The sequence below is a fragment of the Streptomyces sp. NPDC054863 genome (assembly GCF_053610825.1).
On sequence record NZ_JBSGZD010000014.1, the window covers coordinates 38388 to 63781 of the forward strand.

Annotated in this window: 23 protein-coding genes; 12 read left to right on the forward strand and 11 right to left on the reverse strand. The window is 71.0% G+C overall.

Annotated elements, in window-relative coordinates; translation table 11 throughout:
• Positions 1-35: 35 nt before the first annotated feature.
• On the forward strand, positions 36-1730 hold the full coding sequence (locus ACWGIG_RS05130) for a serine/threonine-protein kinase (protein WP_453320135.1): 1695 nt from the start codon (positions 36-38) through the stop codon (positions 1728-1730).
• Here ACWGIG_RS05130 and ACWGIG_RS05135 read toward each other — a convergent pair.
• Positions 1720-2523, reverse strand: a complete 804-nt coding sequence (locus ACWGIG_RS05135) for an SGNH/GDSL hydrolase family protein (RefSeq protein WP_453320136.1) — start codon at positions 2521-2523, stop codon at positions 1720-1722. The two genes, ACWGIG_RS05130 and ACWGIG_RS05135, sit on opposite strands and share 11 nt — an antisense overlap.
• 194 nt (positions 2524-2717) lie before the next feature.
• Here ACWGIG_RS05135 and ACWGIG_RS05140 point away from each other — a divergent pair, with 194 nt between their 5' ends.
• The 6 genes from ACWGIG_RS05140 (at position 2718) to ACWGIG_RS05165 (ending at position 11449) form a co-directional block, all read left to right on the forward strand.
• Positions 2718-3122 (forward strand): hypothetical protein, encoded by a 405-nt coding sequence (locus tag ACWGIG_RS05140; protein ID WP_453320137.1) that lies wholly within the window; start codon positions 2718-2720, stop codon positions 3120-3122.
• A 1-nt stretch (position 3123) separates the two neighbouring features.
• Positions 3124-4269 (forward strand): GNAT family N-acetyltransferase, encoded by a 1146-nt coding sequence (locus tag ACWGIG_RS05145; protein ID WP_453320138.1) that lies wholly within the window; start codon positions 3124-3126, stop codon positions 4267-4269.
• A gap of 356 nt (positions 4270-4625) precedes the next feature.
• A complete protein-coding gene (locus ACWGIG_RS05150; RefSeq protein ID WP_453320139.1) occupies positions 4626-5498 on the forward strand; it encodes a glycosyltransferase family 2 protein in 873 nt (290 codons plus the stop codon).
• The gene (locus ACWGIG_RS05155) at positions 5495-6541 is read left to right on the forward strand and encodes a glycosyltransferase family 2 protein (RefSeq protein WP_453320140.1); all 1047 of its coding nucleotides are present in this window, start codon (positions 5495-5497) and stop codon (positions 6539-6541) included. The genes ACWGIG_RS05150 and ACWGIG_RS05155 overlap by 4 nt, the downstream gene beginning before the upstream one ends.
• 104 nt (positions 6542-6645) lie before the next feature.
• Entirely contained in the window at positions 6646-7458 is an 813-nt protein-coding gene (locus ACWGIG_RS05160) for a polysaccharide deacetylase family protein (RefSeq protein WP_453320162.1), read from the forward strand.
• Positions 7451-11449: a lipopolysaccharide biosynthesis protein gene (locus ACWGIG_RS05165; protein ID WP_453320141.1), complete on the forward strand. Its 3999-nt coding sequence runs from the start codon at positions 7451-7453 to the stop codon at positions 11447-11449. Before ACWGIG_RS05160 ends, ACWGIG_RS05165 begins: the two co-directional genes overlap by 8 nt.
• 58 nt (positions 11450-11507) lie before the next feature.
• On the opposite strand, the gene ACWGIG_RS05170 is transcribed toward ACWGIG_RS05165, so the two are convergent.
• Positions 11508-12938: a xylan 1,4-beta-xylosidase gene (locus ACWGIG_RS05170; protein WP_453320142.1), complete on the reverse strand. Its 1431-nt coding sequence runs from the start codon at positions 12936-12938 to the stop codon at positions 11508-11510.
• Positions 12939-13090: 152 nt separating this feature from the next.
• Here ACWGIG_RS05170 and ACWGIG_RS05175 point away from each other — a divergent pair, with 152 nt between their 5' ends.
• Entirely contained in the window at positions 13091-14254 is a 1164-nt protein-coding gene (locus tag ACWGIG_RS05175) for a DUF5925 domain-containing protein (protein ID WP_453320143.1), read from the forward strand.
• Between the two features lie 200 nt (positions 14255-14454).
• Here ACWGIG_RS05175 and ACWGIG_RS05180 read toward each other — a convergent pair whose 3' ends face one another.
• A complete protein-coding gene (locus ACWGIG_RS05180) occupies positions 14455-14829 on the reverse strand; it encodes a GntR family transcriptional regulator (protein WP_453320163.1) in 375 nt (124 codons plus the stop codon).
• Between the two features lie 88 nt (positions 14830-14917).
• On the opposite strand from ACWGIG_RS05180, the gene ACWGIG_RS05185 reads away from it, so the two are divergent.
• Positions 14918-15850 (forward strand): GNAT family N-acetyltransferase, encoded by a 933-nt coding sequence (locus tag ACWGIG_RS05185; protein ID WP_453320144.1) that lies wholly within the window; start codon positions 14918-14920, stop codon positions 15848-15850.
• Positions 15831-16376, forward strand: a complete 546-nt coding sequence (locus ACWGIG_RS05190) for a DUF402 domain-containing protein (protein WP_453320145.1) — start codon at positions 15831-15833, stop codon at positions 16374-16376. Before ACWGIG_RS05185 ends, ACWGIG_RS05190 begins: the two co-directional genes overlap by 20 nt.
• Here the strand turns inward: ACWGIG_RS05190 and ACWGIG_RS05195 are convergent.
• The 8 genes from ACWGIG_RS05195 to ACWGIG_RS05230 form a co-directional block, all read right to left on the reverse strand.
• Entirely contained in the window at positions 16366-16971 is a 606-nt protein-coding gene (locus ACWGIG_RS05195) for a hypothetical protein (RefSeq protein ID WP_453320146.1), read from the reverse strand. The genes ACWGIG_RS05190 and ACWGIG_RS05195 overlap by 11 nt on opposite strands.
• A gap of 174 nt (positions 16972-17145) precedes the next feature.
• Positions 17146-17694, reverse strand: a complete 549-nt coding sequence (locus ACWGIG_RS05200) for an NUDIX hydrolase (RefSeq protein ID WP_453320147.1) — start codon at positions 17692-17694, stop codon at positions 17146-17148.
• The gene (locus ACWGIG_RS05205; protein WP_453320148.1) at positions 17691-18884 is read right to left on the reverse strand and encodes an MFS transporter; all 1194 of its coding nucleotides are present in this window, start codon (positions 18882-18884) and stop codon (positions 17691-17693) included. Before ACWGIG_RS05205 ends, ACWGIG_RS05200 begins: the two co-directional genes overlap by 4 nt.
• 101 nt (positions 18885-18985) lie before the next feature.
• Positions 18986-19585: a TetR/AcrR family transcriptional regulator gene (locus tag ACWGIG_RS05210; RefSeq protein ID WP_453320149.1), complete on the reverse strand. Its 600-nt coding sequence runs from the start codon at positions 19583-19585 to the stop codon at positions 18986-18988.
• 20 nt (positions 19586-19605) lie between these two features.
• On the reverse strand, positions 19606-20073 hold the full coding sequence (locus ACWGIG_RS05215) for a GNAT family N-acetyltransferase (protein ID WP_453320150.1): 468 nt from the start codon (positions 20071-20073) through the stop codon (positions 19606-19608).
• Positions 20074-20082: 9 nt separating this feature from the next.
• Positions 20083-21591, reverse strand: a complete 1509-nt coding sequence (locus tag ACWGIG_RS05220) for a tripartite tricarboxylate transporter permease (RefSeq protein WP_453320151.1) — start codon at positions 21589-21591, stop codon at positions 20083-20085.
• Between the two features lie 6 nt (positions 21592-21597).
• Entirely contained in the window at positions 21598-22155 is a 558-nt protein-coding gene (locus ACWGIG_RS05225; RefSeq protein WP_453320152.1) for a tripartite tricarboxylate transporter TctB family protein, read from the reverse strand.
• Positions 22152-23135: a Bug family tripartite tricarboxylate transporter substrate binding protein gene (locus ACWGIG_RS05230; protein WP_453320153.1), complete on the reverse strand. Its 984-nt coding sequence runs from the start codon at positions 23133-23135 to the stop codon at positions 22152-22154. Before ACWGIG_RS05230 ends, ACWGIG_RS05225 begins: the two co-directional genes overlap by 4 nt.
• A 159-nt stretch (positions 23136-23294) precedes the next feature.
• Here ACWGIG_RS05230 and ACWGIG_RS05235 point away from each other — a divergent pair, with 159 nt between their 5' ends.
• A complete protein-coding gene (locus ACWGIG_RS05235; RefSeq protein ID WP_453320154.1) occupies positions 23295-23990 on the forward strand; it encodes a response regulator in 696 nt (231 codons plus the stop codon).
• 355 nt (positions 23991-24345) lie between these two features.
• Positions 24346-25383: a lytic polysaccharide monooxygenase auxiliary activity family 9 protein gene (locus ACWGIG_RS05240; RefSeq protein ID WP_453320155.1), complete on the forward strand. Its 1038-nt coding sequence runs from the start codon at positions 24346-24348 to the stop codon at positions 25381-25383.
• Positions 25384-25394 lie beyond the last annotated feature (11 nt).

Sequence of the window (25394 nt, forward strand, 5' to 3'; positions counted from 1 at the left end):
GATACCGCCTTTTGGCCCCCTTGGGGCAGGGCGGTATGGGCATCGTGTGGCGGGCCCGCGACGAGGTGCTGGGCCGCGAGGTCGCCGTGAAGGAGGTCCGGGCGCCGGCCGGGCTCGGCGGCACCGACCGGAGCAGGCTGTACGCCCGGCTGGAGCGGGAGGCGTGGGCCGCGGCCCGGATCTCGCACCGCAACGTGGTGACGGTGTACGACGTGGCGACCGAGGACGGCCGCCCGTGGATCGTGATGGAGCTGGTGCGGGGCCTCAGCCTGTCCGACGTGATGGACGCGGAGGGCACGCTCACCCCGCAGCGGGCCGCGCACGTCGGCGCCGAGGTCGTCGCCGCGCTGCGGGCGGCGCACGACGCGGGGGTGCTGCACCGGGACGTCAAGCCGGGCAACGTACTGCTCGGGAACGACGGGCGGGTGGTCCTCACCGACTTCGGCATCGCCATGGTCGAGGGCACCTCCGCGCTGACGATGACGGGCGAGCTGATCGGCTCGCCGGAGTTCCTGGCGCCCGAGCGGGCGATGGGGCGCACCCCCGGCCCCGGGTCGGACCTGTGGGCGCTGGGCGTGATGCTGTACGCGGCGGTCGAGGGGAGCACGCCGTTCCGGATGGACACGCCGCTCTCCACACTGCGTGCCGTGGTGGACGAGGAGCTGCCGCCACCGACCCGGGCTGGGGCGCTGCGCCCGGTGATCGAGGGGCTGCTGCGCAAGGATCCGGCCGAGCGGATGTCGGCCGCGGACGCCGAGCGGCAGTTGCGGCTGGTGGCCGCCGGGGGCACGGTGCGGGACATCGGGGGCCAGGCGGCGCACAGCAGCCCGACGGTCACGGCCCCGACGCCCCGGCGGCCCGTACCGGTGCCGATGCCCTCGCCGGGGCCGGGCAGCGGATCGTACGGGCCGGTGGGCGGGCAGCAGGGGCAGTACGGGCAGACGGGGCGGACCACGGCCGCGCAGGAACAGCCCCGGCGGGCCGTCGGGCTGCTCGCGCTCGGCGTCGCGGTGCTGCTGCTCGCCGTCGCGGGTCTGGTCTACGCGCTGACCAGGCACGACCCTCCGGGCACCGGGACCAGCGGGGGCACGACCGCCGGAAACACCAACTCCGGAGGGAAGGACGGGAGTTCTGGAGCTGCCAGCGGCGGCAAACCCACCCCCACCGACACCAAGGGCAACAGCGGTGGCAGCAGTACCGGCGGCACCGGTGGCTCGACCGGAAACAACTCCACCACCCAGGGCAACAACGGCGGTACCACGGCCCCGCCGCCCCAGCAGGTGGTGCAGGTGACCGCGCATGCGGTGCGCGGCAGTTACTCCGGCAAGTGTCCGCCGCCCGAGGCCGAGGCGCCCGCCTTCGCCGCGACGATCACGGTGGGGCGGGCGCCTGCGGAGGTCGAGTACCGGTGGAGGACGAAGAGCGGGGAGTCCTCCGACTCCGGCTGGAAGAGCGTGAGTTTCCCTGCCGGGACGACGTCCCGGCAGGTGCAGCACACGGAGCTGACGTACAAGGACGGGACGACCTGGAACGACTCGGTCCAGGTGGAGGTGAAGAGTCCGCGCCAGGTGAGCTCCCACTCCGTTTCCTTCACGGTCACTTGTGAGGAGGTGACCCCGACCACCACGGGCGGGGTCACCTCGCCGCCGGTCTCCACGTACGGGATCGGGCAGCCGTACGCGATCGGGCGGCCGTACGGAATCAGGCAGTCGTACGGGATCAGGCGTTAGAAGTCATCACCGGCAGGTAGCCGCCCGACTGCCCGGCGGCGGTCGGGTGGTAGGACTCGCCGATGTTGCCCCAGTTGAGGCTGTGCAGCCACGGCGTCGGGGTGCAGATCTCGTGGCCGGAGAAGGCGGAGGCGACCCCGGCGAAGGTGTAGCCGTGGTCGGCGGCGCGTTTGGCTGTCGCGTCGTTGAGGTAGTCGGCCGCGCTGTTGATGGCCGTACGGGACTTCTCGCTGAGGCCGACCGAGCAGGTGCCTCCGATCTTGTAGAAGCGGGGGTAGCCGAGGACGACCACGCGGGCCGACGGGGCCTTGGCTCTGATGCCGTCGTAGACCGAGTCGAGCTTCCCGGGCAGGGTCGAATCGACGTAGGCGCGGGCCTGGTTGACCCGGTTGATGCACGCCGACTCGCCCTGTAGGACACAGGTCGTCATGACGTCGGCGAAGCCCGCGTCGTTGCCGCCGACGGTGATGCTCACGAGGTCGGTGGCGGCGCTGAGCGCCGTCAACTGACTTCCGGTGACGTCACCCGTACGAGCGCCGCTGCACGCGGCGAAGTTAAAGCTTGTGGGTGATGCCTTGGCAGCCCAGAGGGCGGGGAAGGCCTTGGCGCTGCGTTTGCAGCTGGAGCCGTCGTAGCTGCCGGCGCCGACCCCGGAGGAGTACGAGTCGCCGAGGGCCACGTAGTCGACGCCTTGGACCCCCTGGTCGGCACTCGCGGCGCTCGCCCCGGTCAGGACCAGAGCTCCGGCGAGTACGAATGAGGATGAGAATGCCGCAAAACGGGTCAGTTTCATGGAACCTCCCTTAGCAGGATTTCCGCCACTCATGTCGTACCAGTCACAGTGACTCGCCGGTAGTGTTCATGCCAAGAACATTCGGCTCGGATCTTCTTTACACTTTTTCCGCATCCTTGACGGCGCTCCGCAGCCTGCGCGACATTGAAGCCCGGCATCCGGCGCGTCGGGGGGCAAAGTCGCCAATGCAGACCATGCAGAACATCAGTGACAAGACGTCAGGCAAGGCCCGGTCCTGGCGGGAGGTTCTCCCTCTGGCGGCCGGGGCGGCACTGGCCGTCGCCGGGGCGGGGGCGGTGCTCGCGTTCACCGGCTCGCCGTCGCCGCTGCGCGCTCCGTTCACCGTCGTCTTCATGGTGGTGGCTCCGGGCGCGGCCGTGGCGATGTGGCTGCGCGGCCTGGATCCACCGGGCCGCACGGTGGCGTCCGCGGCGGCGGCGCTGGCGCTCAACCTGCTCGTCGCACAGGCCATGCTGGCCATGCATCTCTGGTCGATCAGGGGCGGAATCGCGGCAGTTGCCGGGATCAGCGCCCTCCTCTTCCTGCTCACACTTCTGCGGCGCCGAGGCGGCCGTACGGCGAGAAGGCAGGCAACCTGACGTGGACAACCCTCACGCGCGCTCGCGCGCCAACGGCACACGGCTCGACCTCACCGTCCACCGGCCCGGCGAACTCAGCGCCGCCGACCGGGCGTCCTGGACGGCCATGCAGTCCAAGGCGCACCTGCACGGCTCGCCCGAGCTGGCGAACCCTTTCCTGTCCCCCGAGTTCGCGCTGGCGCTGGGGCGGTGCCGGCGCGGGGTGCGGATCGGGGTCGTACGGGAGGGGGGTGAACCGGCCGCGTTCTTCGCGTACCAGAGATCCACCACCGGCGTGGGCCGGGCACTGGGACTGGGTGTCTCCGACAGTCAGGGCATCGTGCACAGACCCGGCTTCGAGTGGGACGCCCGGGCGATGCTGCGGGCGTGCGGGCTCGCGGTGTGGGAGTTCGACCATCTCGCGCAGGGGCAGGGCGCGTTCGAGGCCGGTGCGACCGGCAGGTTCGCCTCTCCGGTGATCGACACCCTGGACGGGTACGACGCGTACCTGGCCCATCTGCGGGAGCACTCGCCGAAGTTCCTCAAGTCGGTGCAGGCCAAGGAGCGCAGGCTGCACCGGCGGGTCGGCGGAGTGCGGTACGTGCACGACGAGCGCGACCCGGCGGCGCTGCGGGCGCTGATGCGGTGGAAGTCCGCGCAGTACCGCAGGACCGGGCGCAGCGACCGCTTCTCGCAGGAGTGGATCATCCGGCTGGTGGAGCAGCTCTTCCACACCCGTACGGACTCCTTCACGGGGCTGCTGTCGGTGCTGTACGCGGGCGGCCGGCCGATCGCGGCGCACTTCGGTCCCCGCTCGGAACGGATCATCTCCAATTGGTTCCCGGCCTACGACCCGGAGTTCGCAAAATATTCGCCGGGTTTGCTGATGCAGCTCAAGATCGCGGAATCGGCGGCCTCGGAGGGGATCGCCTACATCGATCTGGGGCGCGGCCAGAAAGAGTACAAGGACTCCCTCAAGACCAGGGAGATCATGGTTTCCGAGGGATGGGTGATGCGCCGTCACCCGGTGGCATTCGGCCATCGTGCACACCGCACACCGGTGCGGGCGTTGCGGAATACGGTGGTGGAGCGGCCTGAACTGTTCGAACCCGCCGACAAGCTGCTCAAACTGATCGGAGAAATCCGATCGGGACGGTTCCGGATGTGACCGTCGAACTACGGCCAAAGTCACAAAAAAGCGAGGCTGCGTTCCAGGTCTTGCCATAAGGTCCCAAGCATCAATACCGTCATACATCCACCCGCAAAGGTCCATCAAGCAAAGCGGCTCTAGGGGAGGGCTCAAGCGTCGCGATGGAGGCCGGTGCGGGAGCGCGGTAGGGGGGTGCCGTGCTCGGCGAGCGCCATTTTTGCCGGGGCACGTTCCGCGCAGAGCAATAGCCAGCTCACCTCAACCAGTACGGAGTTGTCTTCCGTCATGGCCGGGGTGAAACCCCCCTTTCGAACCGGAAACTCATCCGGACCGCCCGGGGGCGGGCGGTCCACCGGTGGAGAGGGAAAAGACTCATGAGCTCATTTCTCCGACCCGCGGTACCAGGACAAGATCCGCTGGGCGAGCCGTCCACGAATGGCAGCAGCCGCAGCAGTGCGATCAAGAAGAGCCTGAAGTACCGGCCGATCTCTTCACATCTCGCGATCACTCCGCCCGTGAGCGTCGTGATCCCCGCCATGAACGAGGCGGAGAACCTTCCGTACGTCTTCAAGACGCTGCCGGAATGGATTCACGAAGTCGTTCTCGTCGACGGGAATTCCACCGACAACACGGTGCAGGTGGCCCGTGACCTGTGGCCGGGCGTGAAAGTCGTCCGGCAGACCGGAAAGGGCAAGGGCGACGCACTGATCACGGGATTCGCCGCGTGCACGGGCGACATCATCGTGATGGTCGACGCGGACGGCTCGGCCGACGGCCACGAGATCGTCAGCTACGTCTCCGCGCTGGTCTCCGGCGCCGACTTCGCGAAGGGCTCGCGCTTCGCCAACGGCGGCGGCACCGACGACATGACGCCCATCCGCAAGCTCGGCAACTGGGTGCTGTGCACGGTGGTCAACGCCAAGTTCGGCGCCCGCTACACCGACCTCTGCTACGGCTACAACGCCTTCTGGCGGCACTGCCTCGACAAGATCGACCTCGACTGCACCGGCTTCGAGGTGGAGACCCTGATGAACATCCGGGTCGTCAAGGCGGGCCTGCGCGTCCAGGAGATACCCAGCCACGAGTTCGAGCGCATCCACGGCATGAGCAACCTCTCCGCGGTGCGCGACGGGCTGCGGGTGCTGAGGGTGATCCTCAAGGAGCGCGGCAAGCGGCACGGCAGGCGTCGCGCGGCACTGCCCGTGGTCACGCCCCGCCGGATCATCGGCCGGGGAGAGGCGTCTTGAGAGGACAGCCCACACCGGAGTTCTCCGTGGTGGTCTGCGTGTACACCGAGGATCGCTGGGAGGACATCCTCGCGGCGGTCTCCTCGGTGCACGCGCAGTCGCGGCCGGCGGCGGAGACGCTGCTGGTCGTGGACCACAACCCGGCGCTGAAGGAGCGGCTGGAGAAGGAGTTCAAGGACGTCGACGCCGCACGCCCGGTGCGGGTGCTCGCCAACGCGGGCCCCCGCGGTCTCTCCGCGGGACGCAACACCGGCATCGCCGCGGCCCGCGGCGAGCTCGTCGCCTTCCTCGATGACGACGCGGTCGCCGAGCGGGACTGGCTGCACCACTTCGCCGCCGGTTACGCCGATCCGCGCGTCATGGCGGTCGGCGGCCTGACCATGCCCGCGTGGGCGTCCGGCGGGCGGCCCGCCTGGTTCCCCGAGGAGTTCGACTGGGTCGTCGGCTGTACGTACAAGGGCATCCCGCAGGGGAAGGTGCGGGTCCGCAACGTCCTGGGCGGCAACGCCTCGTTCCGCAGGTCCGCCTTCGACGCGGCGGGCGGCTTCGCCACCGGCATCGGCCGGGACGGCGACAGACGGCCGCTGGGCTGCGAGGAGACCGAGCTGTGCATCCGGCTCGGCAAGGCGCTCCCGGACGCGGTGCTCCTGATCGACGACCGGGCGGTCATCCACCACAAGGTGCCCGCGGTACGGGAAAGGTTCGGCTATTTCCGCACCCGGGCGTACGCGGAGGGCTTGTCGAAAGCGCTCGTGGCGCGAAGTGTGGGTGCGGGCAAGGGACTTGAGTCCGAACGCCGCTACACGACCCGGGTGCTGCCCGGGGGCGTCGTGCGCGGACTGCGGGACGCGGTTCTCGGCCGGCCGGGCGGGGCGGGCCGGGCGGGAGCCATCGTGTGCGGAGTGGCCGCGGCGGCGGGCGGGTACGTACTCGGGAGCGTACGGGCCCGTCGGGGAGGCGGGAGTTTCACGCCTCAGCCGATCGCACCACCGGCGAACGGCGCGGGCGGGGAGAGCGAGGGACGCGAGGGGGCGCACGCATGAGAAGCACCGCTGTGAGCACGGGGACCGCCGGGGGCACGGGGACCGCTCGGAGCACGGGCACCACCGGGAGCACAGGGTCCGCCGGGACCGCTGTTCCGATCCTGATGTACCACGCCGTCGGACACCGGCCCGCCGAGGCCGCCTACGGGCTGTCCGTGTCGCCGGAGTCCTTCGCCGAGCAGATGGCCGTGCTCGACGCGAACGGCTTCACCCCCGTCACCACCGGGGAACTGGGGGAATCCTGGCGGTCCGGACGCACCGTCCTGCCGCCCAAGCCCGTCCTGATCACCTTCGACGACGGGTACGAGGGCGTGCACCGGCATGCCCTGCCCGCGCTCACCAAGCACGGCTTCCGCTCCAGCCTGTTCGTCACGACGGGCTGGCTGCAGGGCCGGTACGACGAGGGGGGCGCCCTGGACACCATGCTCGACTGGGACCAGGTCCGGGCTCTCGCCGACGCGGGGGCCGAGATCGGCGGGCACAGCCACACCCACCCGCAGCTCGACCAACTCTCCGCCGCGCAGCTCCGGTTCGAACTGCTGCGTTGCCGGGAGCTGGTCGCCGACGAGCTCGGGAGCGCTCCCGTCTCTCTCGCCTACCCGTACGGCTACTCCAGCCGCCGGGTCAGGCAGGCGGTGCGGGACGCCGGGTTCCGGCAGGCCCTCGCGGTCAACAACGACCTGGCCACGCGCGGCCAGGGCCCGTACGCACTGCGCAGGGTGACCGTTCAGCGCAGCACAGACCTCGGGCGGTTCGAGCGGATGGTGGAGAACCGGGCGACCTTCCGCGACTTCGCCAGGGAGCGGGCGCTCACCCAGGGATACGCGGTGGTACGCAGGTCCCGCTCCGCCGTCCGCCTCGCGCGGCAGTTCCGAGAGGCGCGCCCGTCCCGAGAGGCAGCCGCCAGCCGTGTCTGACACGACCACCACCCAGGCCGGGAGCGACACCGGGGAGAACAGACCGGTGGCCGGGGAGCGCCCGCCGGCCCCGCCGGCCAGGAGGCTGCGGCTGCCGGTCCCCCGCAAGGGCGGCGGCAGTCCACTCTTCCGCAACGCCTACGCGCTGATGCTCAACACGGGGGTCAGCGCACTTCTCGGCCTGAGCTTCTGGCTGGTCGCGGCGCGGTACTACACGCCCGCCGCGGTCGGTCAGGGGTCGGCGGCGATCGCCGCGATGAAGCTGCTCGCCGGGCTGACCGCGCTGACCCTGACCGGGGCCCTGGCGCGGTTCATCCCGGTGTCCGGCCGCCGCACCGGGCGGCTGGTGTTCCGTACGTACGCGGGGAGTTCCCTGGTCGTCGCGGTGGCGGCCGGGATCTTCCTGCTCACGCTGGACTTCTGGGGGCCTTCGTACAGATTCCTGCACGGGCCGCTCAACGGTCTCGGCTTCGTCCTGGCGGTCGTCATGTGGTCGCTGCTGACGCTCCAGGACGGGGTGCTGACGGGGCTGCGCAGTGCGTTGTGGGTGCCGGTGGGCAACACCGTCTTCTCGGCGGTGAAGCTGGTGCTGCTGGTGCTGATCGCCACGTCGATCCCGACCGCGGGCGTCTTCGTGTCGTGGGTCGCGGCGATCGCGGTGTCGGTGATTCCGCTGGGTTTCCTGGTGTTCCGGAGGCTGGTGCCGCGGCATGTGAAGGCGACCGAGGGGCTGACCGAGGCGCCGACGACGCGGCAGATGGGGCGGTTCCTGGCCGGTGACTACACCGGTTCGCTGTTCTCGCTGGCCGTGGTCTATCTGGTGCCGGTGATCGTCGCCTCGCAGGTCAGCTCGTCGGACAACGCGTACTTCTACATCACCACCACCATCGGCGGCACCGTCAACCTGCTCGCCATCAACATGGGCGCCTCCCTCACCGTCGAGGGCGCGCACGATCCGGCGTCGCTGGCCCGCAACTGCCGGGCGGCGCTGAAGAAGATGGCGAAGCTGATGCTGCCGGTGGCGGCGGTCCTCTTCTTCGGGGCGCCGTACATCCTGCACGTCTTCGGCGCGGGATACGCGCAGGCGGCCACTCCGCTGCTGCGCTGGTTCGCGATCGGCGCGCTGCTGCGGGTGGTCATAGAGGTCTACTTCGCGGTGCTGCGCGCACAGAGCCGCACCGGTGGACTCGCCTATCTCCAGGGCGGGTTGTGTGTCCTGGTGCTGGGGCTGACGCTGCTCCTGCTGCCCAGGATGGGCCTGACGGGCGCGGGCGTCGCCGAGGTGTCCAGCCTCGCGCTGATCGCGACGATCGCCGCTTTCAAGCTGTACGGGGTGGTCAGGTCCGCCCCGGCGCAGAAGGCTCCCGCACGGACGGAGTCCGAGCCCGAGGACGTACCGGAGGAGGCGCAGGACAAGCAAGGGGCGGAGGCGGAGGCCGGGGAAGGCGCCGCCGCCGTGGAGGCGCCCCGTGAGGGACCGCGGTGGGCGCTGCGGACCGCTCTGGGCGACGCGACGACGCTGCCGCTGGGCACCCACATCGACTTCGACCACCAGGAGCGCAGACCGGACGTGCGGATCGGCCCGGAGACTCCGGCGGCCGGGCTGTACATCCCCCGGGGAGCCTCCGGAGTCGTACCGGGCATGAAGAAGACGGAGGACGGAGAACCGGAGGGCGGAAAAGAGAGCGGCGCGGGGAGCGGAGAGGCGAGCGGGGAGCGGAGCGACAAGGCGGGCGAGCACCGGCCGACCTGGGCGCTGCGGCTGCCCGGTTCTTCCTCCGACCGTTTCGCGAAGTCCCATGCGCCGCAAGGCACTTCGGCGCTCGCGCCTGCCGCGTCGACCTCGTCGACACCGGTTGCCTCGCCGTCCGCCGAGGAGAGCGAGAAGCCCGCACCGGCGGCGGACGGCGCGGACTCCGCGGACTCCTTCGCCCCTCCCCCGACGCACCGCGCCCTCCTCGCCGTCCGGCACCGACTTCCCGAACTGGCGGTGGGAGCCGTGCTGTTGGCGGCCGTACTGCTGTACTGGATCCCACTGCGGGGCATCGGCGAGGCGGACCTGGAGCGGATCGGCGGGCTCGGTCTTGTCACCGTGCTGCCGCCGGCCACGTTGATCGGCGCCGCGCTGCTCGTGGTGTCGTTCGCGTCGATGCTGTGGCTGGAGCGGCCGAGGACCGCCCTCCTCGCCGTGGCGCTGATCGCGACCGTGGTGTCGCTGCACGCGCTGCCCGCCGTCCTTGAGGAGGCGCCGCGCTTCCCGACGGCCTGGCAGCACCTGGGTTTCATGGACTACATCGACCGCACCGGGACCGCGGTGCCCGATCTGGACGCACGGTGGAGCTGGCCGGGATTCTTCGCGGCGGCGACGTTCGTGGCCCAGGCGTGCGGGATCTCCGACATGTCGGAGGTCATCCGCTGGTGGCCGCTGACCATGCAACTCCTGTACCTGGCACCGCTGTTCCTGCTGATGAAGTCGATGCGGGCGGGCTGGCGGGCGAAGTGGGCGGGGGCCTGGTTCTTCGTACTGAGCGGCTGGGTCGGCCAGGACTACTTCTCGCCGCAGGGCTACACCTATCTGCTCTATCTCGCCTTCGTGGCGATCCTGCTGGTGTGGTTCCGCGAGCCGCGCGTCATCTGGACGAGGCGGCGGCCGGGCGAGGCGGAGGTGCGGCCGGCCGGGCGGCGCGAGAAGGCGACGCTGCTCGTGGTGCTGATCGCCCTGTTCGCGGGGACGGTCCCGGCGCACCAGCTCACCCCGTTCGTGATGGTCGGGGTGCTCATGCTGCTGGTGATCTGCGGGCGCTCCACGCTGCGCGGGCTGCCGATCCTGCTGACGGTGCTGGTCGCGGTCTGGATCGGCTTCTTCGCCGAGCCGTACTGGTCGGGGCACTTCGAAGAGCTCTTCGGCGGCATCGGCGGGCTGGGCGACAACGTGTCCTCGTCGGTGGCCGGCCGCATCGAGGGCGGCAGCTCCACGCACAAGCTGGTGCTGTACGTACGGGTGGCGCTGGCCGGCGGGATGATGGCGCTGGCCTGCTGGGGCATCTCGCGGCGCCGGTTCGCGGGCTACAGCGAACGCTCGCTGCTCGTGCTGGCGTTCGTGCCGTTCCTCATGCTCGGCATGCAGTCGTACGGCGGCGAGATGGCGCTGCGCGTCTTCATGTTCGCGCTGCCGGGCGCGGCCCTCCTCGCGGGCCTTGCCTTCTTCCCCCGTACCGGTGCGACCCGGGCCGAACGAGACGCGGACCGCACCAGCCTCGCCCCGCTCGCCGCGCTGCTGGCCGGGCTCGTCCTGATGGGCGGCTTCCTGGTGGCGCGCTGGGGCAACGAGGCGTTCGAGCGGGTACGGGCGGGCGAGGTCGCGGCGATGGAGTTCGTGTACGCGCACGACGAGCCGACGACGCGACTGCTGTGGATGAGCAACGACGTCGTCGACAACGTCACGCCTGCGATGCCGTGGGGCGCCAAGGACATGGAGAAGGTGCAGTACGAACCGACGGAGGCGCCGCGCGACCCGGTCCTGGTGGCAGGGCTGGTCAAGTCGCTGAAGGACGCGGGCCCGAACTCGTACCTGATGATCAACCGCAGTCAGACGGTCTACCTCCAGATGGACTCGGGCTACGCGCCGAGCTGGGAGCGGCGCCTGGTCAAGAACCTGGAGGCCAGGCCCGAGCTGAAGAAGGTCCTGGCCAACGAGGACGTGACGCTCTTCGCGATGGCCGAACGGCCGGACGGGCCGGTCGCGAAGGCGGAACCGGGGCCGATCGGGCCGAGGGTGACATGGACGCCGTGGTCGGTGATCGGCGCACTGGCGGCGCTGGCGCTGATCGTGCTGCTGTCGGTGCGGGAGGTGGTGCGGGTGGCGCGGCCGGAGAGCGTGCGCAAGCTCCGGTGGATGCAGTCGACGTACTGGTTCTCGCTGCCGCTGCTGGCGGTGCTGCTCGGATCACTGGTGGAGCGGTTGGTGTCGCTGTCGGGGGTGGGTTCGTAGGCCGGGCGGCGCCGGTCGGGTGGCGCTGTCCGGGGGCTGACGGGCCGGCCGGGTGGCTCTACCTGCGGGTGAGCCAGCGCACCTCGTAGGGCCCCATGTCGAAGTCCTGGCCGTCGACCTCGGCCTTGATGGCGCGGTCGCGGGTGTTCACGACGAGGACGGTCTTCGCGCTCGCGAGCACCCGGACGTTGGGGACGTCGTCGGCGGCGACCGGGACCCTGTCGTCGTAGCGGGTGCCGGGCGGGAACTCCTTCGCGAACCGGGAGATCAGCTTCATCATGGTCAACTCGGCGCCGCCGTTGGCGAGTTGGGTGGAGGTCCACAGGCAGCCCGCGCACTTCGCGCCCTCGTTCTGCGGGTTCCAGTAGAAGGCGGTGCCGGTGCCGCCGCGTACGAGCGCGATCATGCCGGCGGCCTGGACCGCGGCGCGGTGGGGTTCGCTCCAGCCGTCGCGTTCGTCCTCGGCGTCGCCGGGTTCGACGTAGTACTCGGCCCACCAGAGGGGCAGTCTGCCGCCGGTCTGCTGCCGCACCCAGCGGCTGACGGCGGTGAGCTTGTCGGTGGCGCCGAAGTCGGACGGCAGCAGTTCGTCGTCCCTGGTGTAGCTGGAGCCGTCGACGACGACGAAGTCCGCGCCCGTCTTGTTCTCGTTCCAGTACGTGAAGGCGTCCAGGGAGCGCTGGTCGAGGCTGCCCCAGGGGCCCTTGACGGCGGACGCGTCCTGGGTGGCGCGGGGTTCGAGGCTGTCCATGACGAGGTAGGGGCCGCCGACCAGGATGTCCTTGTCGACCTTCTTGAGCTCGGCGTACACCAGGTTGTAGAGCTTGGTGTAGCCCTCGTAGTTCCAGCGTTTGGCGCCGTCGTCGAAGAAGCCCTTGAACTCGTTCCACACGATGAAGTGCTTGACGTCCGGATAGCGGCGGGCCACGACCCCGGCGAGCTTCGCGAAGTCGGCGTAGTGCGCGGGGCTCGGCGCGGTCTCCAGGGACTTCTTGGACCAGTCGGTGTTGGCGGCGCCCTTCTTGCCGCCCTTCATCCAGTCGGGGGCGCAGCACAGGGTGACGACGGGGGTGCCGCCCGTCCTGCGGATCAGGTCGATGCGGCTGTCCATCTCGCCGAACTGGTAGCGGCCCGGGGAGGGTTCGGGGTTGTTGGAGCCCCAGCCCATCAGGTGCTGGATCTGCGGCAGCTTCTGGGCGGCGAGGAGCTTCTCGGCCCTGGAGCGGGCGCGCTCGTCACCCGCGTCCGCGCTGAACTGGGTGTGCGTGAAGCCCCAGCCGAGGTCCGGTTTCGGCTTGTCGGGGTCGAGTGGCGGGGTGCCGTGCACCTTGGCGCCGTCCGTGGAAGTGCCCGCGCTGTCGCCTCTGCCGTCGTCGCCCGGCCAGGCGGTGCACATGGTCAGTACGAGCGCGAGTGCGGCCATGCCCACGCCGATCAGCGCGGTGAACCGCCACCGCCGCGCCCCCGAGTCCCACCCATGACGTCCCATCACCTTTCAGAGTAGCGGCGGGGGTGGGGATTCCGGTGGGCTTGTCGGGATCCGGCCGGGATCGGGCAGGCGCACTTCGGCGGGTCGCGGTACGGACCGGCAGGGGGCAAAAGTCCGTGCGCGGGGCGGCCGGGTGCCGGATCATGTGCCGCATGTCTGCGAACCGCGAGTCCGCGAGTGCTGTGCCGGAGGTCCCCGTACGTCCGGAACCGGCGGGCCCCGTACGCCCGGAGTCCGCGCTTCCGCTGCGTCTGAACGTCGACGACTCCGACTCCCCCTCGGACGTGGTGGACGCGCTGTTCCTGGGCCGGTTCGCGACGGGCGAGCAGCCGTACTCGCACAGCTCGTCCATCGACCGGGTACGGTCCGGGGCCGATCTGCTGCCGCCCGGCGCGACGGTGCTGCGCGCGGCCAGGGACGACGACCGCAGCGCGACGCTCGCCGAGGGCGACGGCTGGACGCTGCTGGTGTCGCGCTGGAACCGGGGTGCGGACGTGACCGTCACGGCCACTTCGCCCGAACTGGCCGAGAAGGTGCTCGGCGAGGCGACCGACGGCGCGCAGGACGAGCCGGAGCCGCAGCCCGAAGCGGTCACGATGGGCTTCTGGTACGTGTCCCCGAGGCGCGGCCCGCACCGTACGACCCGGCAGATCTCGGCCGGGACGTGGGAGGAGGTCCGCGGCAACTACACCGCTCCGGTGGCCGACGCGATGGACCGGCTGATGAAGGTGACGCCGGACGACATCGCGGGCCGGCTTTTGTTGCTGCACGGGCCGCCGGGAACGGGGAAGACGTCCGCGCTGCGGACACTGGCGAGGTCGTGGCGGGACTGGTGCCAGGTGGACTGCGTGCTCGATCCGGAGCGGCTGTTCAACGACGTCGGCTACCTGATGGACATCGCGATCGGTGAGGACGACGGGGCCACCGGCAGGTCCCGGTGGCGGCTGCTCCTGCTGGAGGACTGCGACGAACTGATCCGGGGCGAGGCGAAGCACACGGCGGGCCAGGCGCTCTCCCGGCTGCTGAACCTGACCGACGGCCTGCTCGGGCAGGGCCGGAACGTCCTGGTGGGCGTCACCACGAACGAGGACCTGGAGCGGTTGCACCCGGCGGTGGTACGGCCGGGGCGGTGCCTGGCCCGGATCGAGGTGGGCGCGCTGTCGCGGCGCGAGGCGGTGGGGTGGCTGGGGACGGAGGAGGGGGTGGGGCGGGACGGCGCCACCTTGGCGGAGCTGTACGCGCTGCGAAGGGGGGTGTCACCCACGGCCGTGCCGGGGGCTCGGGAGGGGGGTGCCGATGCGGGGCTGTACCTGTGAGGGAGCGGGCCGGGGGTCGTTGTGCGAGTGCGGCCGGAGGACGTCGTGCAGGTGCGGCCGGAGGACGTCGGCGGGGGCGGGCGTCGTGCAGGTGCGTCGTGGCTGGTCGCGCCCACGCGGCGGAGCCGCACAGGGAGAGAGCCCCGCGCCCCTAAATGCCTGCCCCCGGCCCTCGATCGGACGCCCTCGCGACCGTCCCGTCAGTCCGCGTAGGCGGCCCGTACCGCCTCTTCCGCCGCCGCGATCGCCGCCGCCCGGCTCAGCCCGAGTCGCCGTACCCGCTCCGCGTAGGACCGCGCCGCCGACGCCGCCTCCCTCTCCGCCGCGTCCCCCGCCGCCGCCACGAACGTCCCGTTCCGGCCCCGCGTCTCGATCACCCCGTCCGCCTCCAGCGCCCGGTACGCCTTGGCGACGGTGTTCGCGGCGAGGCCGAGGTCGGCGGCAAGGCCTCGTACGGTCGGCAGTTTGTAGCCGACCGGCAGCTTCCCGGAGCGGGCCTGCTCCGAGACCTGGACGCGGAGTTGCTCGTACGGGGCGATGGCGTCGTCGAAGTCCACGACGATCTTCAGAGTCACGGTCACGCGAGGGATTGTCCCCCACCGCAGAACCGCCGCCGAAAAAGAAGAGGCGGCCTCACCCTCCCGGTGCGTACCGTCGCCGCATATGACACTGATCATCCGTGACTACCGGCCCGAGACCTCCGACCTGGATTCCATGGTGCGGCTGCGGCGTGCGGCCCTCCCCTTCAACCTGACCACCGCCGCGAGCGTCGCGGCCACCGTGGCGTCCGCTCCCGCCGAGGCCAAGACCCGTTTCCTGGTGGCCGAGGACACCACGACCGGCGAGATCGTGGGCGCGTTGCAGGCCTTCCTGCACCACACGAGCGCCGAGCCCGGCCACGCCGCCTGCGGCCCCGTCGTCCTCCCGGACCGCCGTGGACAGGGAATCGGTTCCGCACTGGTGCGGGCGGGCGAGGAGCATCTGGCCCTGCACGGGGCGACGATCCTGCACGCCTGGGCACTGGACGCCCGGTCCGCCGGCTACGCGGAGAAGCTCGGATGCACCCCCGCGCACTCCATGCACTATCAGCGCCTCGCCCTCGCGGACCGCGTCCTGCCGGAACCGCCGCCGCTGCCCGACGGGTTGACGCTGGTCGCCGCCGCCCGGCTCGGGGACGATCCGCGTGCGCTGTACGACGCGGACGCGGAGGCCGCGGCGGACGAGCCGAACTCCGTGCCCGTGGTCATCGAGTCGTACGAGGAGTGGCTGGTGAGCGTCTGGAACAGGCCTCTGCTGGACCGCGAACTCACCACCCTGGCCGTGACCGACGACGGTACGGTCGCCTCTTTCAGCCTCGCCCACACGGACGGCGAGACCCGCTACCTCTCGGGCATGACCGGCACCCGCCGGGACTTCCGGGGGCTGGGCCTGGCGAAGGCCGCCAAGCACGACTCGCTGGTCCGGGCCCGCGCGGCGGGCTACCGCGAGGCGTTCACCAGCAACGACGACGTCAACGGGCCGATGCGGGCCATCAACAAGTGGTTCGGCTACGAACACGGCAACACGGAGATCGAATATGTCCGCACCCTCGGCTGACACACACGGAACGGACGTGTCGGCCGTGTCGGCCGGGCCCGTGGAGATCGCCCTCACCAAGGCCGGCCGCCTCAAGATCCGCTACCCGGCGACCCTGCTCTCCGACGACGGCACGCACCTCACCGTGCGCGCGGACTGGGCGCGGGAGACGGTGAAGGACTTCGGGTTCGTGCAGTTCGCGCCGGGGGACGTCTTCGTCGAGCACTACTGGCGGGACCGGTGGTACGCGGTGAAGGAGGTCCGCTCCGGCGACGGCACCCTCAAGGGCTGGTACTGCGACGTGGCCCGCCCCGCCGTCGTGCACGCGGACGGCCCGGTGACCAGCGTGGAGGTCGAGGACCTGGACCTCGACCTGTGGCGGTCGGCGGACGGGACGAGCGTACTGCGCCTGGACGAGGACGAGTTCGCCGAGAGCGGTCTCGCGGACCGCGACCCCGAGGCGGCGGCCGAGGCCGTCCGTACGCTGGACGCGCTCGAACTCGCGGCCCGTACAGGAGAGTTCACCGACCTCCTGGTCAGCCGCTAGCACCCACGTCGTTGCGGGGTGCTCCGTCGCCGACCGGCGGCAGGTCGCCCCGCTCGACGGGCGGGCCGCCCTGCTCGACGGGCGAACCGCCCCGCTCCTGCCCCTCCGCCTCCGGCAGCACCTCGTCCATCTCCTCGGGGCTCGCGTGGTGGGCCTTCTCCGCGGCGGCCTTGACCGTGGCCCGGTCCGCACCTCCGGAGCCGGTGAGCCGCACCACGTGCCCGTCCTCGGCACGCAGGTACGCGCTCTCACCCTGGGCGGAGCTGTACCAGTGGTCGCCGTCCTTGGTGCAGCCTGCGCAGCCGTCGGCGGGCAGTGTGCCGCGGTCCACGGAGAGCTGGATCTGCCCGCCGCCGCCCGACGAGACGTACGTACCGGAGAAGCCGTCGTGCCCGATGACGTTCACCGACTGCGCGGCCAGCGTGAAGCCGGGTATCTCCGTCACATAGACGTGCTCCAGCGCGGACTCCCCGGCCCGCTTCTTCAGCTCGCCCCGGTCGATGCCCCGGGACGCCCCGAACGTCTCCGTCCCGCACCCGGCCAGCACCAGCGGAAGCAGCAGCACTGCGGACGTCCTCCGCGCTCCATGTCTCATGACCCCCATCAAAGCGCACACCCGTTCCCCACCCGGACGCCTTCCACCACGATCTCGACCTCGTATCCGTTTCGATCCTCCAGGTATGCCGCGCAGTGATCTCTCCCGGGACGACCTGTCCGCAGCCCTCCCGCGTACGGATGACGGTCGGCAAAGGGCAGGACCCAGCCGTGCTCAGGGGCCGACCGTCCCGGATTCCCGGAGCCAGACCTTGCGGTCGCGTGCCGCTTCCTCGTAGGCGATCGGGTCGCCGTCCTCGTGCCAGTGGAGGACGAACCGCTCCCCCGCCCGGTACGCCTCCAGGCCCGCCCTGCAGTACGCCACCATGTCGTCGGGCAGCGCGGACAGGGGGTGCCAGGACAGGCCGGAGCACTTGTCGGGCTCGCGGTTGGCGGGCGGGTCGGCCGGGTCGTACCACGCTTCGAAGAACCAGCCCGTGCGCGGCCGGCCGCCGGGGCCCCGGTGCTGCATGACCAGGGCCACGGACACGTCTTCCGGGGAGAGGGTGATGCCGATTTCCTCCGCGGCCTCGCGGATCATCGCCCGGCGCACGTCCTCGCCGTCCTCGACGTGCCCGGACGGGCCGTTCAACAGGCCGTCGGCGTACCCCGTGCCGGCACGGCGTGCGAGCAGCACGTCCGCGCCCCGGCGGAGGATCAGGTGGACGTCGACCACCTCGGTGTGCCGGGACGCGGGCGCGGAATGCCGGTTTTCGAGCTTCATGCCCCGATGGTGGCATCCGCCACTGACAACGGCTGTCCTGCGCCGGACGACGGCCGTCGGCGCGCGAGGAGTTCGGGAGCGAGCGTCAGCAGTCCGAGGGCCGCCAGCACCGCCCCCAGCCACAGCGGCGAGCGCAGCCCCCAGGCGCCGATCGCCAGGCCGCCGACGGAGGAGCCGATCATGACGCCGAGCGTGATGAAGGACGAGTGGACGGTGTTCACGAACGGGCGGGCGTTCGCGGTGCGCTGCACGCGGGTGATCATCGCCGGGTTCATGGTGACCCCGACAAGACCGATGCCCAGCATGAACACCACGGCGGGGAGCGGCAGTTCGGCGAAGAGGGCGAATCCGGTGAGGAAGGCGAGGTTCAGGGCGAGGCCGGTGACCAGGACCGGCAGGGCGTACCGGTCGGCGAGGCGCCCGACGATGTTGTTGCCGACGACGGTGGCGGCTCCGTACGCGACGAGCAGCAGCGGGACCGTGCCGGTGGAGAAGCCGGTGACCTCGGTGAGGATCGGGTTGAAGTAGCTGAAGGCGGAGAAGGTCGCGCCGATGATGAGGGTGCTGGTGGAGAGCACCAGCCAGAAGCGGCGGTCGCGGAAGACTCGCAGTTCCTGGCGGATGTCACCGCCGCCCTCGGCCCGCCCGAGCTTCGGCACGCCGACGGCGGTGGCCCCTGCGGCCAGCAAGGTCAGGCCGGTGATGGTCCAGAACGCCGCCCGCCAGCCCAGGCGTTCGCCGACCAGCGTGGACAGCGGGAGCCCGAGCAGGGTGCCGAGCATCAGCCCGTTGAGGGCCATGGCGGTGGCCCGGGCCCGCAGTTCGGGCCTGACGAGTTGCGCGCACAGCGAGAGCGAGACGCCGAAGAAGGCGGCGGAGGCGGTTCCGGTGACGAGGCGCGCGACGAACATGACGGCGTAGTCGACGGCGGTGGCGGCGACGACGTTGCCCACGAGGAAGACGGCGAAGAGCACCATCAGCGCCTTCTTCTGCGGGAGTTTGACGACCGTCATGGTCAGGACGGGCCCGCCGGCCGCCATCGCCGCGGCGAACGCGGTGATGAGGTAGCCGATCTGCGGAATGGTGACGTCCAGGCCTTCCGCCATCTGCGGCATCAGCCCGGCGACGACGAACTCACTGGTCACCATGGCGAAGATGCCCATGGCGAGGACGTAGATGGCAAGTGGCACGGCAGATTGCCCCTTCTTGGTTTTGGATAGATCAGTACAGAATGAAGGCAGAAGAAAGTGCCGCACACAGCGCGGCACACATGGCGCAATCGGAGCGGGCGTCAGCGCGTCAGGGCATCCAGTGCGGTCTCCGCGACCGCCTCCAGCGTCGCCCGGTCCGCGCCCCCCTGGGCGGAGATCCGCATGCCGCCGATGACGGCGTTGATGAAGCGGGCGAGCGAGTCCGCGCCCCGGTCGGAGGTGAGGGAGCCGTCCCGCCGCCCCGCCTCCACGGTGGCGCGCAGTACGGCAAGCCGGCGGGCGAGGTCGCGTTCCAGCAGCGCCGCCACCTCCGGCTCGTCGTAACGGGCCAGCTCCACCGTGGCGTTGACCGAGAGACAGCCGATGCTGCGCCCACCGGCCCTGACCTCGAACTCTCCGTCGATGATCAGCACGAAGAGGGCGCGGATCCGGTCCGCCCCCGTCCGCGAGGCGTCCTCCAGCAGGACCGTCTGCCGGTCGGTCATCATGTCGACATACCGCCCGAGGGCCCGCCGGAAGAGGTCGCGCTTGCTCGCGAAGGTGTTGTAGATGCTGCTCCGCCCCAGACCGGTGGCCTCGCACAGGTCCTGGGTCGAGGTCGCCTCGTACCCCTTGGCCCAGAAGGCGTGCATCGCCGCCTCCAGGGCCTGCCCCTCGTCGAACGTTCGCGGTCGCGCCATGGGCAAGACCGTAGCACAGGTTATGGACCGACCTGTTCAATACTCTTGCGGTAGTGGAAGCGGTCGTAGATCCCCTCGTCGAGGCGTCGTTCGACCAGCTCGTAGCCGTAGCGCGGGTAGATCTTCTGGTTCTCCCACATCATGGCGTTCGTATAGAGCCTGATCTCGGGGAGTCCCAGCTCCCTTGCGTACGCGTCCACATGCGTCAGCAGCTCGCGCCCGACGCCCTTGCCCGCCATGTCCGGGTGGACCGCGATCGAGTCGAGGAAGAGGTGGTCCGGCTCGGGGACGAGCACCAGCACGCCGTGCACCGGCTCCCCGACGACGAACACCCGCCCCGCCGCGACGTTCTCCCCGTGGTCGGCCAGCATCGGGACGGGCGCGCGGCCTATCCGTTCGATGTAGTGCCGGTACGCCGCGTCGGTCACGGCTTTCACGGCGGGGACGTCGTCCGCGGTGGCGGGACGGATGGTGTTCGTGGCGTTCATGCCGGTACGTTACGACGCCGCTCCGCGCCGCAGGAAGGGCAGCTTCTTCAGCAGCGGACGCAGCAGCGGCCAGGCCAGGAGCAGCACGATGATCGCGTACACGGCGATCGAGAAGGGCGTGTTGACCAGGCCGCTCACGCTGCCGTCGCTGATCTGGAGGGCGCGGCGCAGCTGCTGTTCGGCGGCCGGGCCGAGGATCACGCCGATCACCGCGGGCAGGACGGGAAGCCCGTACCGCCGCATTCCGAAGCCGAGCAGGCCGATGATCAGCAGCACCACCAGGTCCAGTGCCTCGCCGCCGACCGCGTACGCGCCGACGGAGGCGAAGAAGAGGATGCCCGCGTAGAGGTACGGGCGCGGGATGCGCAGCAGCTTGGACCAGAGCGGGGCGAGGGGGAGGTTGAGCGCCAGGAGCAGCACCATGCCGACGAAGAGGGACGCGATGAGGCCCCAGACCAGCTCGGGTTCGCGCTCGAAGAGGAGCGGGCCCGGCTGGATTCCGTACTGCTGGAAGGCGGCCAGCATGACGGCGGCGACGGCGGTGGTGGGCAGGCCGTGGGTGAGCATCGAGACGAGGGTTCCGGCGGCCGACGCGGCGGCCGCGGACTCGGGACCCGCGACGCCCTCGATGGCGCCCTTGCCGAACTCCTCCTTGTGCTTCGAGAGCCGCTTCTCCGTGACGTACGAGAGGAAGGTGGGGATCTCCGCGCCGCCGGCCGGGATCGCGCCGAACGGGAAGCCGATGAGCGGGCCGCGCAGCCAGGACTTCCAGGTGCGCCTGACGTCCGCCCTGCCGAGCCAGGGGCGGCCGACGGGAATCGCTTCCGCGCCGCCGCGCCGCAGGTGGGCGGCGACCCAGAGCGCCTCGCCGATCGCGAAGAGGCCGACCGCGACGATGACGACGTCCACGCCGTCGGCGAGTTCGAGCGAGCCGAAGGTGAGGCGGGACTGGCCGGTCATCTGGTCCAGGCCGACGAGGCCGATGGTGAGACCGATGAGGAGCGAGGCGAGGCCTCGGATGCGGGAGGAGCCGAGGACGGACGTCACGGCGATGAAGGCCAGCACCATGATGGCGAAGTAGTCGGGGGCGCCGATGTCGACGGCGAGCGCGGCGACCGCCGGGGCGAGGACGACCAGCAGGATCGTGCCGATCATGCCGCCCGCGAAGTGGCCGATGGCCGCGGCGGCGAGTGCCTGCGCACCGCGTCCCGCCTTGGCCATCGGGTGGCCTTCCATCGCGGCGACCACGGCGGCGCTCTCGCCCGGGGTGTTGAGCAGGATCGAGGTCGTCGAGCCGCCGAACATCGCCCCGTAGTAGATGCCCGCGAACATGATGAACGCGCCGGTCGGCTCCAGCCCGTACGTCACGGGCAGCAGCAGCGCGACGGCCATGGCGGGGCCGATGCCGGGGAGGACGCCGATGGCGGTGCCCAGGAGGACGCCGACGGCGGCCCAGAGGAGGTTGATCGGGGTGAGGGCGGTTGCGAAACCGTCCATCAGGGAGTTGAGGGAGTCCATGATTTTTTACAGCACTCCCATCAGGGGGCCGCCCGGGAGCGGGACGCCCAGCAGGTTGTTGAAGACGAAGTAGGTGAAGAGGGAGAGGCCCGCGGCGATCAGCGGGTCGCGGCCGTAGTGGCGGCTGCCGAGTGCGTAGGCGGAGCCCCAGAAGAGCAGGGCGCCGGAGACCGGGAAGCCGATCGGGCCGATCAGGACGGCGTTGCCGAGGAAGACTCCGGCGAGGAGGAGGACCGTACGCCAGTCGCCGGGCTCGGACAGGTCGACGTCCTCGCCGCCCTCGGCCTCGCCCCGGCCGCCGCGCAGGACGTCCACGGCGAGGAGTACGGCGACGAGCAGCAGGGCGCCGCCGACGACGATCGGCACGGTGGTCGGGCCGACCGGGCCGCGCTGGGCGATCTCGACGTGCATGGTGAGCGCGTCGGTGAGGACGAGGACGCCGATCACCAGCAGAAGGGCGCTGACGCCGAGCTCGGAGTGTTCACGCAGCCAGGCGGCGCGGCCGACGGGTCCGGGCCGCTGCGAGGCATCGGGCGAACTGGGTGACTTCTCAAGGGAGTTCACAGGCCGAGCTCCTTCAGGACCGAGTCCACGCGCTTGTTCTCCTGGTCGAGGAAGGCGCCGAACTTCTCTCCCGTGAGGAACGCGTCGTCCCAGCCGTTCTTCTTCATCGAGTCCTTCCACTCCTTCGAGGCGTGCAGCTTCTCGAAGAGCTGGACGAGCTTGGTGCGTTCGGCGTCGGTGAGTCCCGGCGGGGCGACGACGCCGCGCCAGTTGGTGAACTCGGTGTCGAGGCCGGACTCGCGCAGCGTCGGCGCGTCCAGCCCTGGGACCCGCTGCGGTCCGGTGACCGCGAGCAGCCGCAGCTCACCGGCCTTGATCTGGTCCAGGTACTCGCCGACTCCGGAGACGCCGAAGGCGACCTTGTTGCCGAGGATGGAGGCGAGGAGCTCGCCGCCGCCGTCGAACGGAACGTAATTGACGTCCTTCGGCCTGATCCCCGCCGCGCGCGCCATCAGCATCGGCGCGAGGTGGTCGGGGCCGCCCGGCGCCGATCCGCCGCCGACCGGGACCTTCGCCGGATCGGCCTTCCAGGCCGCGACGAGGTCCTTGATGCTCTTGTACGGGGAGTCCTTGCCGACCACCACGATGTCCTGCTCCTCGGTGAGCCGGGCGATCGGAGTGGTGTCGGCGAGGGTCTTCGGCGCCTTGTTGGTGTGGACGGCGCCCACGACGCCGAGGCCCATCGACATGGCGACCTTGCCGTTGCCGTGGTCGGCCGCGAGCCGGGAGAGGCCGACGGTGCCGCCCGCGCCAGGGAGGTTGAACACCTCGATGCCGCTGGTGAGTTCGGCCTCTTCGGCGTTCTTGGCGGCGGTGCGCGCGGTGATGTCGTATCCGCCGCCGGGGGTGTTGGGGACCATGAAGCGCAGGCCGGGGATCTGGGTGCCGGTCTCGGAGCCACTGCCCGTGGTGAGCAGCGGCGGCCCCACGAACACCAGGAGTGCCGCCCCGGCCAGGGCGAGGGGGGTGCGCAATCGCACGGGCGCCGCCTTTCGGTCGTCGTATTTCAGTTGTCGTGTTTCAGCTGTCGTGTTTCGAAGGGGGGAGGTGGGGACATGTTGCCGGTGCGTTAAGGAGCTGTCGCCGTTCCGGAACCAACGGACGTTGTGGTCCTTGTGGTCGCGCCCTAGCGTGGGCGGGTGACGAATGTGCTGGTCGTGGACGACGACTTCATGGTGGCGAAGGTCCACAGCCGCTGCGTGTCCTCGATGGACGGATTTACGGTGGTCGGGGTCGCCCACAGCGGCGCCGACGCCCTGCGCGCCGCCGAGCGGCTGCACCCGGACCTCGTGCTCCTCGACGTCTATCTGCCCGACATGGACGGGCTCGACGTACTGCGCGGGCTGCGGGCCGCCGAGGCGCGGGACGCGGGTCGGCCGACGGCGGACGCCCTGTTCATCACGGCGGCGCGGGACGCCGGGATCGTACGGGCGGCGCTGCGCGCCGGGGCCCTGCACTATCTGATCAAGCCGTTCCACCAGGCGGCGCTGCGCGAGCAGTTGCAGCACGTGGCGTCGTTGCAGAACCGGTTCGACGCGCTGTCCGTGCACGGACAGGCCCGGCAGGAGGACGTGGACCAGCTGTTCGGGACGCGCCCGCCGGGCTCGCGGGAACTGCCCAAGGGGCTGGCCGCACACACCGCGGAGCTGGTGGAGCGGACGCTGCGGGCACACCCGGCGGGGCTGTCGGCGACGGAGTGCGCGGAGGGCGGGGCGCTGTCACGGGTGAGCGCGCGCCGGTACCTGGAGTACTTCACGACGACCGGGCGGGCCGAGGTGACACTGCGGTACGGGGGCACGGGACGGCCGGAGCGGCGGTACAGGTGGGTGGCGTGAGCTCGGTGGCGTGAGCCGGGTGGACGCGAGGCGGGCGGCGCGAGGCGGGCGGGCGCCGGTGAGGCGTGGCCCGGGCGGACGCCGGTGGGGCAGCCCACCGGTGCCCGGTGGTGGCCCGCCGGAGGAGGGCCGTTCCAAGTGCCTTCCGGGTGCCTTCCGGGTGCCTTCCCGACACATTCCAGGCCCCTTCTTAACCGTCACTGAGCGCGCCCTTAAGCAAGCCATAAAGAACGCCATCACCCGCCCCCAGCAGGGCATTTCACGGTTTCCGGGGTCTAGCGTGCTGTTGCGCCGGGGGAGTTCTCCCCCTCTCCCCCGGCCATGAAGACCGTCCCCTGCCAAGGAGTTCCCCACCATGACCGCTGCTCGTCGCAAAGCCGCCGCCGTCGCCGCCCTCGGCCTCGCGCCGCTCGCGCTGACCGGGCTGGCCGCCTCCCCGGCCGCCGCCCACGGCTCCATGACGGACCCGGTCAGCCGGGTGTCGGCCTGCTACGCGGAGGGCCCGGAGAGCCCCGACTCGGCGGCCTGCAAGGCGGCCGTCGCCGCCAGTGGCGTCCAGGCGTTCTACGACTGGAACGCGGTGAACATCGCCAACGCCGCGGGCAACCACAAGGCGCTCATCCCCGACGGCAAGCTGTGCAGCGCGGGCAACGACAAGTACAAGGGCCTGGACCTGCCGCGCGCCGACTGGCCGTCCTCGAAGCTCACCGCGGGCAAGCACACCTTCCGCTACAAGGGCACCGCCCCGCACAAGGGCTCCTTCGAGCTGTACGTCACCAAGGACGGCTACGACCCGGCGAAGCCGCTGAAGTGGTCCGACCTGGAGGCCAAGCCCTTCGCCTCGGTCACCGACCCGAAGATGGAGGCCGGCGACTACGTCTTCGACGGCACCCTGCCGAAGAAGTCCGGCCGTCACCTCGTCTACAGCGTGTGGCAGCGCTCGGACAGCCCGGAGGCGTTCTACACCTGCTCCGACGTGGTGTTCGGAAAGGACACAGCCGGTACGGGCGCAGGCGCAGGCGCGGGCACCGCTCCGGCCCCGGCCGCCTCCGCCCCGACCGACAAGGACATCGCGGCGGGCGCCGGCCGGTCGACGGTCGAGCACAAGGGCCACGGCGACAGCGACCACAAGACGGGTGCGGGCGCCCGGTCCGCCGCCCCGCAGGCGAAGGCTCCGGCCGCCGCCCCGGCCGCTCCGGACGCCAACGCGCCTGCGGCACAGGGCGGTTCGCCCGCACCGGTGAAGGCCGACGAGAACCTCGCCGAGACCGGCGGCGACAGCACCACCCCGTACATCGCCGTCGGTGGTGCGGCGGTGCTGGCGCTGGGTGCGGCGGTGATGTTCGGGTCGGTCCGCCGCAGGGCTGCCTCCGGCGGGCGGCACGGGCGGTAAGCCTTCTGCGG